The sequence below is a fragment of the Embleya sp. NBC_00888 genome, from assembly GCF_045207655.1.
Classification (GTDB): Bacteria; Actinomycetota; Actinomycetes; order Streptomycetales; family Streptomycetaceae; genus Embleya.
Map to the genome: position 1 here is coordinate 1171151 of NZ_CP108785.1, position 16069 is coordinate 1187219.

The 16069-nt window shown below is 70.2% G+C and carries 16 protein-coding genes; 7 read left to right on the plus strand and 9 right to left on the minus strand.

Annotation, left to right across the window (positions count from 1 at the left end; genetic code table 11):
• Positions 1-2: 2 nt before the first annotated feature.
• On the minus strand, positions 3-1982 hold the full coding sequence (locus OG948_RS39330) for a hypothetical protein (RefSeq protein ID WP_331769769.1): 1980 nt from the start codon (positions 1980-1982) through the stop codon (positions 3-5).
• Between the two features lie 363 nt (positions 1983-2345).
• Between OG948_RS39330 and OG948_RS39335 the strand changes: the two genes are divergently transcribed.
• Positions 2346-2678: a hypothetical protein gene (locus OG948_RS39335; RefSeq protein ID WP_406300547.1), complete on the plus strand. Its 333-nt coding sequence runs from the start codon at positions 2346-2348 to the stop codon at positions 2676-2678.
• A gap of 233 nt (positions 2679-2911) precedes the next feature.
• Here OG948_RS39335 and OG948_RS39340 read toward each other — a convergent pair whose 3' ends face one another.
• The 3 genes from OG948_RS39340 to OG948_RS39350 form a co-directional block, all read right to left on the minus strand.
• Positions 2912-3184 carry a hypothetical protein gene (locus tag OG948_RS39340; RefSeq protein ID WP_331769771.1) on the minus strand — a complete coding sequence of 91 codons (273 nt, stop codon included), beginning with the start codon at positions 3182-3184 and terminating at the stop codon, positions 2912-2914.
• 392 nt (positions 3185-3576) lie between these two features.
• Entirely contained in the window at positions 3577-4140 is a 564-nt protein-coding gene (locus OG948_RS39345) for a dihydrofolate reductase family protein (protein ID WP_331769772.1), read from the minus strand.
• Between the two features lie 443 nt (positions 4141-4583).
• On the minus strand, positions 4584-4997 hold the full coding sequence (locus tag OG948_RS39350) for a Dabb family protein (protein WP_331769773.1): 414 nt from the start codon (positions 4995-4997) through the stop codon (positions 4584-4586).
• Between the two features lie 121 nt (positions 4998-5118).
• Between OG948_RS39350 and OG948_RS39355 the strand changes: the two genes are divergently transcribed.
• Both OG948_RS39355 and OG948_RS39360 read left to right on the plus strand, forming a co-directional pair.
• On the plus strand, positions 5119-5787 hold the full coding sequence (locus OG948_RS39355; protein WP_331769774.1) for a TetR/AcrR family transcriptional regulator: 669 nt from the start codon (positions 5119-5121) through the stop codon (positions 5785-5787).
• A 381-nt stretch (positions 5788-6168) separates the two neighbouring features.
• On the plus strand, positions 6169-6942 hold the full coding sequence (locus tag OG948_RS39360) for a hypothetical protein (protein WP_331769775.1): 774 nt from the start codon (positions 6169-6171) through the stop codon (positions 6940-6942).
• Positions 6943-7078: 136 nt separating this feature from the next.
• Here OG948_RS39360 and OG948_RS39365 read toward each other — a convergent pair whose 3' ends face one another.
• Positions 7079-7651 carry a TetR/AcrR family transcriptional regulator gene (locus tag OG948_RS39365; protein ID WP_406300884.1) on the minus strand — a complete coding sequence of 191 codons (573 nt, stop codon included), beginning with the start codon at positions 7649-7651 and terminating at the stop codon, positions 7079-7081.
• An 83-nt stretch (positions 7652-7734) separates the two neighbouring features.
• Here OG948_RS39365 and OG948_RS39370 point away from each other — a divergent pair, with 83 nt between their 5' ends.
• Positions 7735-8685, plus strand: coding sequence for an NADP-dependent oxidoreductase (locus OG948_RS39370; protein ID WP_331769777.1), 951 nt, complete (start codon positions 7735-7737; stop codon positions 8683-8685).
• Between the two features lie 70 nt (positions 8686-8755).
• Here the strand turns inward: OG948_RS39370 and OG948_RS39375 are convergent, their stop codons facing one another.
• Together OG948_RS39375 and OG948_RS39380 are read right to left on the minus strand one after the other, a co-directional pair.
• Entirely contained in the window at positions 8756-9400 is a 645-nt protein-coding gene (locus tag OG948_RS39375) for an NAD(P)H-dependent oxidoreductase (protein WP_331769778.1), read from the minus strand.
• 70 nt (positions 9401-9470) lie between these two features.
• Positions 9471-9647: a hypothetical protein gene (locus tag OG948_RS39380; protein WP_331769779.1), complete on the minus strand. Its 177-nt coding sequence runs from the start codon at positions 9645-9647 to the stop codon at positions 9471-9473.
• Positions 9648-9739: 92 nt separating this feature from the next.
• Here OG948_RS39380 and OG948_RS39385 point away from each other — a divergent pair, with 92 nt between their 5' ends.
• The 3 genes from OG948_RS39385 (at position 9740) to OG948_RS39395 (ending at position 12836) form a co-directional block, all read left to right on the plus strand.
• Positions 9740-10159: a winged helix-turn-helix transcriptional regulator gene (locus tag OG948_RS39385; protein ID WP_406300548.1), complete on the plus strand. Its 420-nt coding sequence runs from the start codon at positions 9740-9742 to the stop codon at positions 10157-10159.
• 600 nt (positions 10160-10759) lie between these two features.
• Entirely contained in the window at positions 10760-12283 is a 1524-nt protein-coding gene (locus OG948_RS39390) for an MFS transporter (RefSeq protein ID WP_331773446.1), read from the plus strand.
• 22 nt (positions 12284-12305) lie between these two features.
• On the plus strand, positions 12306-12836 hold the full coding sequence (locus OG948_RS39395; protein ID WP_331773447.1) for a TetR family transcriptional regulator: 531 nt from the start codon (positions 12306-12308) through the stop codon (positions 12834-12836).
• 301 nt (positions 12837-13137) lie between these two features.
• On the opposite strand, the gene OG948_RS39400 is transcribed toward OG948_RS39395, so the two are convergent.
• Positions 13138-14034, minus strand: coding sequence for an aminoglycoside phosphotransferase family protein (locus OG948_RS39400; RefSeq protein WP_331769782.1), 897 nt, complete (start codon positions 14032-14034; stop codon positions 13138-13140).
• Positions 14035-14621: 587 nt separating this feature from the next.
• The gene (locus tag OG948_RS39405; protein WP_331769783.1) at positions 14622-15896 is read right to left on the minus strand and encodes a hypothetical protein; all 1275 of its coding nucleotides are present in this window, start codon (positions 15894-15896) and stop codon (positions 14622-14624) included.
• Positions 15897-16069: the final 173 nt, after the last annotated feature.

A 16069-nucleotide genomic window follows, 5' to 3' on the forward strand; every position in this document is an offset into this window, starting at 1 on the left:
ACTCAGCCGGGTCCCTGCCCGCGTTCGACCAGGTCCCAGGCGTGGGCGAACAGTTCCGGCAGGGTCAGCCGCCAAGTCGGGTCCCCCCAGACCAGTTTGTCGCCGAGCAAGGGTATGCCGAGCAGGTTCGCCTTCCATGTCTCGATCGGCCACAGCGGCTTGCGGGCCCCGGCCCAGGCACCTCGAAGAAACAGCTCGCGACCGGCGTGCGCCCGCTTGTCCGTGACCACCACACCGGCCGTCACGAGCGCGGCCGCGGCCTGCCGGTGGCGGGGGGTGTTCCAGCCGTTCCACAGACGGACCCGGCGATCGGACGGCCGTGCCAACACGAGCAGTTGCAGGTACAGCGCGGCGGCATCGGCGGTCACTCCGAGCACCCGCTCGACCCGCGTAACGGTCTCGGGGGCGCTGAGCGCGGGATTGCTCTCGTACCCGCCCGCCGGCAGCGTGTCGCCGGCGACCCGATCCAGCACGCGTGTGCACCAGTCGCCGCGGAGCACGTCCACGGCGTCGCGGACGGCCGAGGGTTTGGGGACGACCTCACGCAGCAACGCCGAACGTTCGTCGTCCCCGTAGTGGGCGGGACGGAAGTACACGCGCGCGACGGTGCGCGGGGAGCGCTCGGTGGGTTCTTCGATGGTGACGACGGTCAATCCGTCGTCGAAACTCGCCGCGGTAAGCGGGCGCGGGCCCGCATAGGGCCGTTTGCCGAACAGGCCGATCAGCCGGTCGACGTCCTGATGGAGGTACGGGAGGTCACCGGCCTCCAACAGCAGTCCGGGATGGTCGAGCCGCGCGCGCAACGCGCCCACCGTCGCCGGCAGCCCGGCGCGGACCGGGTCCCCGGCGGGCAGCTCGGCGTAGACAACGGGCAGCGTCCCGGCCATCGAAACCGGAAACCTCTCGAACCGGAGGAAGTTTTCGTCCTCGCCGATGCAGAGCACTCCCCCGGAACGGTCCGTCAGCCACGTACCGTGGTCCCGGCTGGTCAGGGGGTGTGTCTCCGGGGCCAGGAAGGCGGAGCAGACATTTGCGGCCGAGGTGTGCCAATCGACGGGGGCGAGTTCGGCCACCACGGCCAGGCTCGTCTCCGGGGCCGGGACCGAGCGGCCGTACCGAGCCCGCCAGGCGGCGCCGATCCGATCGGCGAGCGCGGCCGGGCCTGCCGGCTCCCACAACTCGGCCGGATCCTCGGGCAATACGTGCCCGAACAGGTCCAGCCGGTCGTAGCCGGTCAGCCAGGCCAACTCGTCGTATCCGGCGCCTGTTTCGGCAGGCCCGAGCCCGAGCATCCGCCGCTGCTCACGATCGAGCGGCGCTGTGGTGCTCATCCCGCCCGCGTCGCCGATCAGCAGCAGTGCCGCCCCGGCCCGGGACACGCCGGTCTGCTCGCTCAACCGTCGCGCCGCCTGGGGATCCCAAGCCATAGGCCCTCGTTCGCGTACCAGCGCGACGAGGCGACGCAGTTGCTCCGGGTCACCCCAGCCCCGTGGCAACTCGACCCAGTGGTTCGGCTCACCGAACTCGGGCGGATCGGCGTCCCCGGTGCGCATCTGGAGCACGACGCAGTGGTCGCCGTGCGGCCACCCGGTCGCGATGGTGGCGCCCGCCTCGCCTCGCACCGCCCCGGTCGCGGCGTGCGCACCACCCGTACGCAGCCGGGCCGTCGGGTCGGCCAACGGCGTGCCCGCCCACACGTCGAGGAGCCCGAGCAGCGCCTCGCGGTGCTCGGGCCGCGTCGAGGCAGCCGCCGCCCGCAGCGCGACCGCCCCGATCCGGCCGATCAACGCCGGCCAGGATCCGTCGCCGACGATGGCCGGCCCGTGCGATCCGTCCGGGGGGTCCCAGGTACCGGCGAGATAGCCGCCGATCCGTTCCAGGCCCGCCAACACCTCCGGATAGCTCAGGTCCTCGTCGGAGATCAGGCCCCACAACGCGGAGGAGAGGCACGCGCTCGGAGGATCCACCTGCCTGGATGTCATGACGACATCTCTATCGCGTCGTACCGACGTCGACATCGGTGCCTCGGGCCGCCCGCGGGCCGGCTCACCGCACCCGCCGCTCCGGCGTCGTCGACCCGGCGGAACCGGAGCCGCTCCAAAGACCCACGCTCGGCCCGAGGATCCCGCGGACCACGTCAGCCGCCGGAAGCCCGTGCGATGGTGCGCGCAGGGGCCGTTCGCGCACCCGCTCGGCACCAAGTTCCCCGGTTCGAGCCATGACGTTCCGTGGTCACGGCGTGAGGCTCCAGGGCTGCGGTGATTCGCCGCGGTTCGCCCGCGCGAACGACGGGCTCGGTCCCTGTTCCGAGACCGTCGACGTACCGGTCGCGACAGCCTCGTCGGTTGGCGGTGTACCTGGGTCTGGTCGAGGACACGACCTTCGGCCCGCTCGCAGGGGAACTTCCGCCGTTTCCCTTCTGGTTCACGGTCGACGTGCCGCAGAACATCCTTGTCCTCAAACGGCGGGGGCAGGCGATCGAATCCACCTACGTGGCTGACAACAGCATCCATCCGGTCCCGCAAAAGTGGTATCTGGCGTTGGGCTACACCGACTTGGGAGGCGGCTCGCGCCGCAGCGGGGTGCGTCTGAGGACGCCGCACGGACGGACCGTGTACCTGCGAGACCCAACCAAAGTACGCCCCGGACCCCCGGCGATCATCGAGGACGAACCGTGAAAGCGCGTGATTCCGCCCTGTGTCGGTCCTCGGACCTCGGTGATACCAGGACATGCTCGATCTTCCGCAACCTCATCCGAAACCACAAGGTTGGCCGGGTCGTTCGGGGTCGACGCCAGGGCTTGTGAGCCTCGAGAAGCTATCGGCGCGTGCGCTGGAAGACCGGCTGCCAGATCGGGGCGCCCGATGGTTCGAGTGAAGCCCCGCGCCCGAGTTGCCGACGGGCGCGGGCATCAGCGGACTCGCATGCCCAAGTCGGGGGACGTCCGCGATCTGCGAGGTGGTACGTGGTGGCTGCGCTGGTCGGCGCGGTGGGCGGTGTGGTGTCGGTGGCGGTCGCCCGCCCTGATCTCCCGGGCCTTCGCGCCCACGTACATCGCCAGATGCAGGGTCTCGTGGTACGCCTGCGGGTAGGTCCGCTCGATCGCATCGCCGACCCGCTGCCGGCCGGGCAGTTCGGCGAGGAGCCTGGTGATCCGGTCGTCGGTCGGTGGCGTGAGCGCCATGTCCACCCCCATGTCGTCGGAGGCCGATCGTAGCCGGCAGTTCCGCGAGGTCGCGCCCGTATGCGTGGTCGGCCCAGGGCTGCATCCGGCGCGTCGATCGCATCCGGCACAGCAGCATCCTCGCGCGCGGCCGCCACCCACCGTCCGAGCCCCATCGCGGCCTCGAACGTTAACCGTTGCCCTACTCCGCTTGTGGTCAGATCCGGTGATCACGGCCGTCAAGTCGGTGACGGTCGCCCGGTGGCGTCGACCAGGCCACGGCCGCGGGTCGGCCGCCACCCCGAAGCGTTGGGCAGCGGCGACCGCGCCGACCGCGTCCTCGACGGTTGCCCCGACCTTGCCGCAGCCGCCGATCTCGTCCGAGGCTTCACCGGACTCGGCGGACGAACCGGCTAACGTGCCACGCGGTGACGGAGGTAGACGAATCTCGAGGCGAAGGTGCGGGTCTCGACGAGTTCGAGATCCACCCGGCGCTCACCGTGGGGAAAGAACGGAATGCCACCGCCGACCAGCACCGGGTAGACCACGGCCTGGTACTCGTCGATCAGACCCAGCGCGGCCGCCTCGGCGGCGAGAGTCGCGCCCCCGATCGCGATGTCGCCCTCCCCCGGTTCGGCTCGCAACCGCTCGATCTCCTCCGCCAGACCGCCGGAGGCCAGGCGCGCATTGCCCCGCACCGCCGACAGCGTGGTGGAGAACACCACTTTCGGGAGCGGATTCCAGAGTGCGACCCACTCCAACTCGGCCTCGTCGAGCGAGGAATCCTGGTCGGCGGTCTCCCAGTACAGCATCGTCTCGTACAGCCGTCGTCCCAACAGATGGACGCCAACCTGTCGAATCTCCTCGATCCAGAAGCGAAAGACCTCCGGATCGGGCCCCGTCCAGTCGAAGTTGCCGTCCGGCCCGACGATATAGCCGTCGAGCGAAACGTTCATCGAATAGGTCACGCTGCGCATCAGAAACCCTCCTCGTGGACGCCTTCGACAGTATGACCGCCGGACGACAACGGCGAGCCGGGAACGGTTCACTCACCGCCTTCGGACAATCCACTCCTTCGGACAATCCACCGAAAGGCCCGTCGCCTCGTCGCGGAGTCGGTTTCGGCGATCGGGGGGGCCGACCCCACCAGGGGCCGCGGGGACGATCCCGGAAATGCGTAGACGACGCGGTCCGGACCGGCCGTCTCCTCCACCCATTCGCCCCGCATGGCAAGAGGTCCGACCCCGACCCGAACCGGCCGGGGCCGAAGCCCTCAACATTCCGAGTGATCCTCAGCGAATCAACGGCTCGTCACACCAGGATCCGGGTCTGTTACGCCCGCCGCCGTCGCCGCCGTCGCCGCTCCGGGCCCGCCTTATCGAGATCCGCGACCGGCACGGACTCGCGGAATCCGCAGATCTCAACGCGTTGACTCCGCCGCCACCTTCACGTCCGGAATCGCGTTCAGCAACTCTTCCCATTCCGGATATTTCCGCACCTTCGCCTGATAGATCGCCGCGATGGCGTCGGTCGGATCGGGTGAGGAGTCGTCGGAGAAGCGCACCGCGATCAGCCGCGCCAGCCGGGGAAGGATCACGAAGTCGCCCGCCAAGTGCACGGGGTCGTGCATGTAGCGTTCCAATGCCGCCAGGTCCGCGATGCCGCAGAAGTACGCGTGGGTGAAGCCCTCGGCGGGGTCTCCCAGATCGCGGCCGACCGTGGAAAACACCACCGACTCGACGCTCGCGGTCCGCCTGAAGGCGGCGAGCACCTCGACTCGCTCCTCCTCGGTCGTTTCGTCCTTGAACGCGAAGCGCTGCAGGCCGGCTATCACGGCCACTCCCTTCAATGAACCCGCTGGTTCAGATAAGTAGGTTGGTGAGTACTCTGACACAAGTAGGCCAGAAAAGTGAACCGCTGGGTTCAGATTCATTGACCCGCAGTATGCTGCGCACGTGACGGAAGCAGCGCCTCCAAGGGAACGGTTCGCGCCACGCGGGCGCATCGACAAGCGGCGAGCGATCCTCGACGCCGCCTTCGCGGTGTTCGCGCGGCACGGCTACGAACAGGCGGGCGTACGGGAGGTCGCCGCCGAAGCCGGCGTCGCCAAACCGACGATGTACAACCACTTCGCCGACAAGGAAGACCTGTTCCGGCACACCGTCGAGGCCACCGCGGACGCGGTACAGACCGACTGCCTCGCCGTCGTCGACGACCTGCGCGCACCCGGCGAGGACCTCACGGCGGCAATGGAGGACATCGCGTACCGACTGCTTGTGCTCTGCTGCGACGAACGCTCCACCGCGCTGCGGCGCCTGACCCACGCACAAGTGGTCCACTTCCCCGACCTTGTCGAGGCCGTCCACCGGCGCACCTCGATCCGAATCGCCGAGTCCCTCGCCGACAGACTGGCCCGACTGTGTTTGTCGGGACGTCTACGCCCGTGCGAACCCGCACAGGCAGCCGAACAGTTCCTCGCGCTCCTCACCGCTCCCATGGAAGCCCGTTCCCACCTGGGCAGCCGCAAGGTGACGGCCGCCGAAACCCACAAAATCGCCGCCGCCGCGGTCGACACGTTCCTTCGCGCGTACCGACCCGACCCGCATGACGTCGACCGGAAATAGCCAAGCCGGGTAGACGACCCGGCCCCTGCGTACGGCGCAGTCGCAACCTCATCCCACCGACGTCGCATGGGTCCGTCCAGGGCAGGCTCGCGCGGCTGTCAGATCACAAGGAACCGGACAACGCCGCCCTGTCCCGGCCGACCGGCCGGCTTCGCTGAAGCGGTCCACGCCGGTCGGTCGCGGAGCGGTGGAGAGCAGGTGGCGTCGCGGATGGCCGGCGACGACCCGCGGCGCCGACCGTCGTCGGCCCGGGGCCTGCTCCTGTCCGACGGACGCGGGATCATCGTGAAGACGGTCGCGGAACCCGTGCGGCACAGCCGGCCGGGCGAGCCGGCCGAACACGCTCTCGCCGCACGGGCGTTCACTTCGAGGAGAAGTCCGATGGCGCTGGATCCCGGCCCCACGAGCGGCCCGGCCGACTCCGACGGGCCCGGCACCCATCGACTCGTCCTGCGACATGAGGACAGCGTTTCGATGCCGGCGGCGCTACTCCTCCGGGGCGGCAGAGTTCCCCGAGCAATCCCGGGCGACGTTGCCCGGTGCGCCGCCCGGATGCGGGAGCAACTCGCGGCATATCCCGTCGCAGGTCGCCGGGAGCAACTCGCGTACTGGGACCCGGTGCCCACCGCGTGGGAGCTCACCAGCGAGATGGCCGTCGGTCGCCGGGAGGACCACGACCCGCTCAACGTGCCCGGCCCCTTCTACGCCGGAGCCACCGACACCGGCCTCGACGGACCCTTCTACCTCCCCGAACACGTCCTCTCCGACGACGACGCGCACGCGTTCGTCTACCGCCAACCGGTCAACCCGCGCGAGATGCCCGCGCTGGTGGCGATCGCCGCGGACGAACCGGGCGGCGGCTGCGCCTGGGACGGCGACGCGCACCGGACACTCGAGACCGTGCGCCGGTGGTGGACCGAACGCGACACCGTGAGCGAGTGGATCGCGGTCGAACTCACCGACGACCGCAACGCCCCCACGGAGGTCGAGACGCCGGACGAGTGCGTCGCCACGCTTCGGAGCCGGTCCGGGCGATCACTGAGGCGGCCCCGCGGCTCCATCGAACACCGTGCAACTGTTACGCCACTCGACCGGACGCAACGCAGCCGCGAGTGTGGGGTCGGACTCCCGAAGCTACGGCCACGTGCAAAGTAGCGCGTTACCGCTGGTCACGACCTTGTTGCAGGGTCCGTGAGGCGGGAAGGGGCCACTTCGGTCAGGCCCTGTCGGCCGACCAGGGACGGGATACCTTCGTGTCCGTTGCGGACAGCTTCGGGACTCCTGGGCCGACTCAGCGGGCCGTCGGAGCCGGCGGCGTGACCACCTCGCGCAGCTCGTCGGCGGCCTGGGTGATGAGCTGGGAGAGGGTTGCGTCCGGGTCGGTCAGCCAGCGGGACGTGGCGCGCCGGTGGATCGCCAGCACCACGTCGATGATGAAGCGTGCCTTGTCGGGCTCGACGCCACGGCGCTCGAGCGCCCGCGCCAGCGCTTCGGCGATGTCGGCGAGCTTGATCAGATCGCGCTCGGCCAGTGCCGGGTTGGCGGCGATCACTCTGACGCGGCGCAGCAGGAACTCACGCGGGCGAAAGATCTCCTCGGCGTTTCTCAGCGCGGTCAGCAGCGCCTCGATCGGCGTGAGGCCCGGGTCGGTCGCCTCGAACTGGGCGACGAGGTGGGCCTCGAGCTCGTTACCGGCGAAGAGGACTTCCCGCTTGTCGGGGAAGTATCGGTAGAAGGAGCGCTCCTTCAGACCGGCGGCGCCCGCGATCTGCGCGACCGAGGTGCGCTCGAACCCCTGCGTCTCGAACAGCTCGAGCGCCGCGCGCTCGAGCCGACCCTGTGCGTCGGATTCCCATCTCGGCATGCCCACCAGGGTACGACAACAGAAGCTGTTGTCAGCTGATACGGTCAATGACAACAGATGCTGTCATCACGCGGGAGATCGTCATGAAGGCTCTTCAATTCGACCGGTTCGGTTCCCCGGACGTGATCGTGCTCCGCGACGTCCCACAACCGGAGCCGGGACCCGGTCAGATCCGGATCGCCGTGCGGGCGTGCGGCCTGACACCGGCCGACTGGCACGTCGTCGACGGTCTCCTCGCCGACCATCTGCCGCCGCTGCCGCGCGGGCTCGGCCTCGAGATCGCGGGCACCGTCGACGCGCTCGGTGAGGGCGTCACCGGCGTCCGGATCGGCGACCGCGTGTTCGGCCCGGCCACCTTCCACGGCCCGACGGCCGGCGCCGCCGAGTACGCGCTGATGCCGGCCTGGGCACGCATCCCCGAAGGCGTCACCGCCGAGCAGGCCGCCGCGCTGCCGATGGCGGCCGAGACGGCGTGCCGCGCGCTCGACGAACTCGGCGTCCAGTCGGGTGAGTTGCTGCTCGTCCACGGCGCGGGCACCACCGTGGGTGAGGCGGCGGTGCGCTTCGCGCTGCACCGGGGTATTCGGGTGATCGCCACCGCCGGGTCGACTCGGGCCGCCGCCCTGGAAGGGATCGGCGCCCAGGTGGCCGCCTACGGCGAGGGCATGGCCGAACGCGTCGGCGCACTGGCCGGAGGCCGCGTCGACCGCGCCCTGGACACGGCGCCGACCGGGGGTCGGATCGACCGCGCCGACCAGCCCAGCCCGGCCGGCGGCTCGCTACCGACCTTGATCGAGCTGACCGGGGATCCCGACCGTGTCCTCACCGTCTCGGACTTCGCCGCCGCGGCCGAACTGGGCGTCCGGATCACCACCGAGATCCGCTATGACCGGATGGACGAGTTCGCCCGGCTCGCCGGCGAAGGCATCCTGGTCGTACCGGTCGCCCGCACCTACACGCTCGACCAGATCCAGGAAGCGGCCGAACTCAGCCGGTCCCGCCGACCCGGCGGCAAGCTCGTGCTCGTCCTGTGATTGCCCTGCCGGCCTGGTAACTGGTAATCGGTGGTGGTGACCGGTCGCCTCGCGTGCCGCGTGGGGCGGGTCAGGCGGCCTGCCGGGCGATGTCCTTGGCCAGTTGACGGGCCTGGTCGTGTGCCTCGGCCAGGGATGCCTCGTGCAGCGGGAGGAGACCGGCCATCGCGGGGATGTCGGGGGCCATGGTCAGCTCGGGGGTCACCGTGGTCACGTCGAGTCCGAGTGTGTGGGACCAGCCCAGGATGGTCTCCAGCGTGGGGACCAGGTGGTCTCGGCCCTCGTTGGGGGCGCCGGGGCCGTAGCCGCCGCCACGGGCGGAGATCACCACGGCGGGTCGGCCCGTGGTGGGGGCGCCGTTGGCGAAGTCGAGGGTGCGGCCGTCGACCATGATCTGGTCCAGCCACGCCTTGAACACCGAGGGCATCGAGAGGTTGTAGAGCGGCACGGTGAAGAGGTAGGCGCCTGCGCCCAGGAACTCGTCGATGAGTTCGTCCTGGAGTTTGGCGGCCCCGGCCTGATCCGGGGTGTGCTGGGCGGGGTCGGTGATCCGGGCGGAGATGCCCGCCGCGGAGATGTGGGGGACGGGCGAGACGGCGAGGTCGCGGTGGACGACCGGGCCGTGCCATTCGGCAGCGCGGAAGGACTGGGCGACCTTGCGGGAGATGGATGCCTCGCTGAGCGAGGAGGCGTCTATGTGCAGCAGGTAGGACATGAGGGCCTTTCAAGGGTGAGCCGAAGCCGGAAGGCGGCGGGGCGGTGAGACGGGTGAGAGGCGGCGGAGGTCAGGTGCGCCCGAGGACGGCGCAGCCGTCGGGGCCGCGGACCGGGGCGTCGCCGGCGGCGGGGGTGACCGGGTGGGTGTCGGTCCGGTCCGGGCGCAGCAGGTCGAGCAGGGTGTCGCTGTGCTGTGCGCCGGGGACGCCGTAGCGGCCGTCGATGACAACGTCCACATTCACCATGGACCTCCAATTCCTACGACTTGTGCGTAACGCCATGGTGACCAGTCTGGAAGCCGCTACAAAAGGCACATCCGTGTGCGTGCCGGAGAGGAATGTGCGTCATGGGGACGACCAGCGAGGCCGACATCGCGAGGGCTGCGGCGATCGGGCCGTGCGCGGCCATTCCCGCGGACCAGATGGCATTCATCCGGCAGATCCTGGACCGCATCGGCGACAAATGGAGCCTGCTCCTGATCGCCGTCCTGGAGTCCGGCCCACTGCGCTACACCGACCTGCAACGCCAGGTCCCCGGCATTTCCCAGCGCATGCTCAGCCTCACCCTGCGCCGGCTCCAGCAGGACGGCTTGATCACCCGCACCGCCTACGCCGAAGTGCCCCCGCGCGTCGAGTACACCCTTGCCCCGCTGGGCCGTGGCCTGCACGAGATCGTCACGTCCTTGATCGGCTGGGCCGCCGACCACCATGACGAAATCCGTGCCAACCGCGACCGCGCCGCAACCCTCGGATCTTGACGGGCATGGCACCCGGGAGCGGGGCGCGTTTCATGGGTGGTCGCTGGTGGTCGCTCGTGAAACACCCGCTCGCCCGGCGCTCGACCTGCGGCGATCATGTTTGATGAGTTGTCGCAAACGACTGGGCGTCCGAAACACCCTCATGAACCGGTCGGGGCCGTAAGCGACGACGACTTCAAGCGCGTGGAATCGCACGACTGCCCGATGTCCACCTGCGCCGGCACCACACCGGCCGGGCACGTCCGCCTCGGCTACGCCCGGACCTCGACCGCCCGGCAGTCCCTCGACGCACAGCACGACCAGTTGACCGCCCCCGGTCTCCCTGAGCTACTTGTCCCACTGCCGTAGCTACCCGAACGCAGGGCCACGACAACCGAATGATCCGGCCAACAGGCCGCGGCGCCCTGGGGCAAAGGGCTGCGGGCATGTCGACGGCCGGCTCGGTGCCTGCGGGCCGCCGTGGCAGGTGGCGATGGCCGGCCCTTCTTGCGAGGTGAATGGCGTTCACCTAAGGTGGTGAACGCCATTCACCTTCGAGGGAGTTCCGCTGTGCCGACTGATTCGCATCCGTCGACGTCTCCGACCGCCGACCGTCGCGTCATGGCCGTTCTGGCGGCCGGCGGCATCGTCACCACGCTGGTGCAGACCGCGGTCGTGCCGCTGCTTCCGCTGCTGCCCGGTCTGACCGGCGCGGCGCCGGTCGATGTCGGGTGGGTGGTCACCATCACGCTGCTGACCGGCGCGGTCGCCACCCCGCTGCTGGGGCGTGCCGGGGACATGTACGGCAAGCGGCGGATGCTGCTGCTCGCGCTCGGGGCGCTCGCCGCCGGGTCGCTGGTGTGCGCATTCGCCTTCACCCTCCCGTGGCTGTTGGTGGGGCGGGCGCTGCAGGGTGTGGGCGCGGCGGTGGTGCCGCTGTCGATCAGTTTCCTGCGGGGTGTGCTGCCGCCGCAGCGGACGGGTTCCTCGGTGGCGCTGATGAGTTCGACGGTGGGCATCGGCGCGGCTCTCGGCCTGCCGCTGGCCGCGCTGCTGGTGCAGTACGCGGACTGGCACGCGATGTTCTGGGCCATGACCGTGCTCTCGACGGGAGTGCTCGCCCTGGCATGGCGGCTGCTGCGGGAGGAGCCGGTCCGGTCACCGGGGCGTTTCGACCTACTCGGGGCGTGCGGGCTGAGTGCGGGGCTGGTGTTTCTGCTGCTGGCGTTGTCCAAGGCGGGTGAGTGGGGCTGGGGCAGTCGGCGGATGCTGGGTCTGTCGGGGGCGGCGCTGCTGATCCTGACGGGCTGGACCATCCAACAGCGCCGCGTGTCGCAGCCGCTGGTGGACGTGCGTCTCGCGATGCGCCCGGCGGTTCTGCTGCCGCACCTGGCCGCGTTGCTGGCCGGGTTCGCCTTCTACGCCAACTCCCTCGTCACCGCGCAACTGGTCCAGGCGCCCCGGGCCACCGGGTACGGCCTGGGACTCTCGATGGTCGCGGCGGGTTCATGTCTGCTGCCCAGCGGTGTGATCATGGTGCTGTGTGCTTCCTTGTCCGCCCGCCTGTCCGCCGCCCGCGGGGCCAAGGCCACCCTCATCCTGGGCACGGTGGTCATCGCGGCCGGCTACGGACTGCGCTTCGCCGACAGTCGGCAATTGTGGGCGGTCATCGCGGGCGCGGCCGTGGTCTCGGTCGGCACGGCGCTCGCCTACTCCGCTCTGCCCATGCTGATCATGCGGGCGGTGCCGCTGGAGCAGACCGCCGCGGCGAACGGCCTCAACGTCCTCATGCGCACCATCGGGCAGGCCCTGTCCAGCGCGGTGGTCGCCACCGTACTGGCCCAGCACACCCGCCTGTTCGCCGACACGGCGGGCGTGGCCGTGGCGGCGCCGACCCTGGACGGGTACCGCATCGCCTTCGCCGCGGCAGGCGCGGTTGCGCTGCTGGCCTGCGCGGCCGCCTGCCTCATCCCGCACCCGCCACGACCCGCGCCGTCCCCCCTCCAGGAGACTGAACAAGATGCCCGACCCGAGCTCCGCCTCCCCGCGCAGCGCCCGCTCGCGAAAGACGTCCAAGAACCCGCCGACACCGGCACCGCCGCCGACGCCCGATCCGACCCCGGACCGGCCGGCACGACCGCGTGACGCCGACGCCCGCCGCGCGGACATCCTCGCCGCGGCCCGGCGCGCCTTCGCACGCCACGCCTACGCCGACACCACCATCGCCGCCATCGCCGACGACGCAGGCGTCAGCCCGGCGCTCGTGATGAAGTACTACGGCTCCAAGGAACGCCTGTTCACCCAGGTCTTCACCTTCGACGCCGACGCCACCGCCCTCTTCGACGCCCCCCTGGACGGCCTCGCCCGGCACATGGTCCTGCACCTGCTCGCCACCCAACGCGGCCAGACCCGCGACCCGATCCTGCGCATCGCCTTCTCCCGCCACCACCTGGAGCTCGGCGGACAGGCACGAGCCAACTTCCGCACGCAGGTCATCGACGCCCTCGCCGCCCGCCTCCCCGGCCCAGGCGCCCCGCTGCGAGCGGAGATGGCCATCGGCGTGCTGCTCGGCCTCGGCGCCCTCTACGCGACCGTCCAAGCCGACCGGCTCACCCAACTGGACCCCGACGAGGTCGCCGACCTGTACGTTCCGCTCCTGCAACCCCTGCTCTGCGGCGAGGCCCCGACGGCCCGCTGACCACCGCGCGATCGGCCGGACCCCCGCTGGGGGCGTTCGCTCACCGCCGCCGCATCGGACGAACGCCTCGGTCAACTCGGCCCATTGGGTCTCGGTCATCGGCCCGAAGATGCGGGCGTGAAACCCGCCGTCCGCCGCAATCAAGCACACCTTGTCGTCGAGGTGGAACCACCCGGTCGGCTGCATGTGCGGTGATCGCCGGTTGTCGTCCGTAAGCCGAATCCGGACGGTTTCGTAGGAACAACCCAGCGCCTGGGCGCCGTTCAGCCTGAAACGTTGAACGCCAAACACGAGGCGTGCATCAAACGCCCTTCAGGACACGATCAAGTGCCGCGCGACCTGCGGGTCCCCAGTTCGGCTTGCCGCCGGGAAGGCCCCGATCTCCGTTCTGCCCCATGAGCATCAGGAAGAGGCTCTTCATGGCGGCCAGCCCGCGGGCGCGCCGGACCGCCGCCTCGTCCGCATGCGCGTACATGTCGAAGAACCGTGAGGCCGTGCCCGCGGGTAGCAGCACCCATGCGGCGGCGAGGTCCCAGGCCGGATCGCCGGCGAACAGGTCACCGAAGTCGACGATGCCCGAGAGCGTTCCGTCCGAGACGACGACGTTCGCGGGATGGAGGTCACCGTGCACCCATACCGGCGGGCCCTCCCACTCGGGGGCCGCAACGGCGTCGTCCCAGACGGCCCGGACCTCGTCGGCAACGCCGCCGGGGACGACGGCTTCGAAGAAGTGGTCGAAGCCGTCCGCGCAGTTCCCGGGATGGGCACCGCGGTCCGTGGCGATCGGCGCCTCGGCGGGCGCCTCCACGTGGAGCGCCCGGAGGAAACCCGCCAGTGTGTCGGCCGCGTGGGCGCCGCGGGTGATCGAGCCGTGGTCCAGCGGCTCGCCGGGCACCCACGTCATGACGGTCCAGTGCTTGGGGAAGCGCTCGGACGGTTCGCCGAACCGCACCGGGGTCGGCACCGGGAGCGGCAGGCGCGGGGCCAACACGGGTAGCCACCGCCGCTCCTTGAGCTGGAGCTCCGGGGTGGGGTCCATGCGCTGCATGCGCACGGCCAACTCGTCCCCGAGGCGCCACATTTGGTTGCCCCAGCCGCCCGCCACCTCGCGGACGGCCAGCCCCGCAAGGTCCGGATGCTGCTCCTGCAGCAGGTCGCGGACCAGGTCCGCGGTGATCTCGATCTCGCTGTCGGTCATACGAAGTCACAGTACCGAGGCGCCAGGTGGCACGGCTCTCGCCCTCCGGCTCATCCCGCTGTGATTCCTCCGGCATCACCGATTCGGTTGCGGAGAGCTGCAGTTCAGAAGCTCTCTTCGACTCGGACGGTGCCTGCGGCTCCGGCGGGTTGCACCGCCTCGAGAGTCAGGGGCGACGGTCCCCGATATCTCGGCCCGTCGTCGGCTCCGCGCCGCCGGAAGGGGCGGCTCCGAGGCGGCTTTTCGTCGCCGTGGACGGGACCACAACCTGGGAGTCACCCGCATACGGCACCGAGGTCGTCTCGTTCACGCGGACGTCGTGGGGACCCTCTCGGACACCGGCCACGCACCATCCACCTCGCACCCACTCGCGCACGTACGCGGGCCGGATTGCTCGCTACCGACGGTTGCCCCACCGGTCCACGTGGGCCTGCGAGGCAACCGTAATCCGATGTGTGTTGCTTGTCCGACGTCGTCGAGGTCACCACCGACGACGCCTCTACTCGCGGCGCGCAGCTCGCCTCCGGCGTCCACTCCGCCGTTGTGACGGGGTCACCCTCGACCACCGCGTTCCGGGCCGCGTGCGATCAGCCTCCCGAGTCCACCCTGCCACCGACGGTGAGGTCACCGCCGACGACGGCCTTCCCGGCCAAGTGCAGGTCGTGCCCGGCCTCCACATGGTCTGTGACGATGAGCCTGCAGCCGACGATGACGTTGCCCGCGGCTCGCACACCGTTCTGGGTGTCCACGTCGCCGGCGACGCTGAGAGCACCGCGGACCCGGACGTTGCCAAGGGTGACGAAGTCGTTGAGTTCGACGTTGCGAGCGGCGCGAAAATTCTGCTTGGCGTCCACATCACCCGTGACGCTGAGGCCGCCCTTGGCGTCCACATCGCCGGTGACGGTGAGCGCGCTCCTGGCATCCACGTCGCCCATGACCGTGAGAGCGCCGCCCACGACGGCGTTGCCGGTGGTGTCCAGGTCCCGTAGTGCCGCCTTGTCGGCCGTGAGGATTCCCCGCTTTTCGGGATCCTTGCGGATCTCCGCCCCCTGCGGGGTGAAGTGGATCCGCCCATCGACCTCGGTGCCCTTGACCCACGGGGTGTGCATTCCGGCGGTGGCGGTGACGCTGTCGAACTCGGGGCCGAGCAGGTGGACGGTGGTGGTGAGGAAGTACCCGGGCTGCTTCCCGGTCGAGGGGGTGGCGATCAGGGTGTAGGTGGCGTCGCGCTTGGGTTCGTCGCCCTTCTTCGGCGACCACTCCCAGCCGGCCGTCCCCTTCGTGACGGTCTGCATGGAGCCGTCCGGGCCCTTGATCGCGTAGGTGAAGGTGTCGGGTCCGTCCCACAGCAGACGGACGGTGTCGTTCGCGCCCAGCAGGGTCTTGTCCGCGCGGAAGTTGCGTGGCACCCCGGGTGCCTGTTTCAACAGGCTCAGGATCACGGGCTTCCTCGGGGCACCCTTCACCGGCCTTTCCTCCACCCGCGGCAGAACCACCCCCGGCTTGGCGGAGACCGGGAAGTCGTCCAGGACCAGGACCAGGGAACCGGCCTTCCCGAACGGCGCCTTGTTCCGTGGGGTCACCCGGACGACACCCGTCGTTGCGTCCCGGGCGACCTTCGGCTCGTGTGCCTTGTCCGTCGCGGTGTTCTGCTCGATGCGCGCGTTGATCGCGGCAGGAGCGGTCGTCAGGTCACCTTCGGCGTTCCCGACGGGCACTCGCACCTCGATGGAGCCCCATGTCACGTCGGCGCCGGTCTGGTTGGTGACGACGATGTAGACCGCTCCCGGGGACTCCCCGCCGGGCTCCGACACCTGGAGCGGAGCCGGGTCGATGAGGATTTCGTAATTCAGAGAAGCCACCGCTGAAGACCCCCCTCCGCTGTACGGGCACTCGCCCCCCACGGGCGCAGCCCCTCGACGCGGCAAGGTTGTCCCTCCGGACAACCCCGGCAACCCCGATGCGCCGCAACCGGCGCGAACAAGACCCACACTGGCCGGAACAGGGATCATCGACCTCCCGGATGAACTCGACA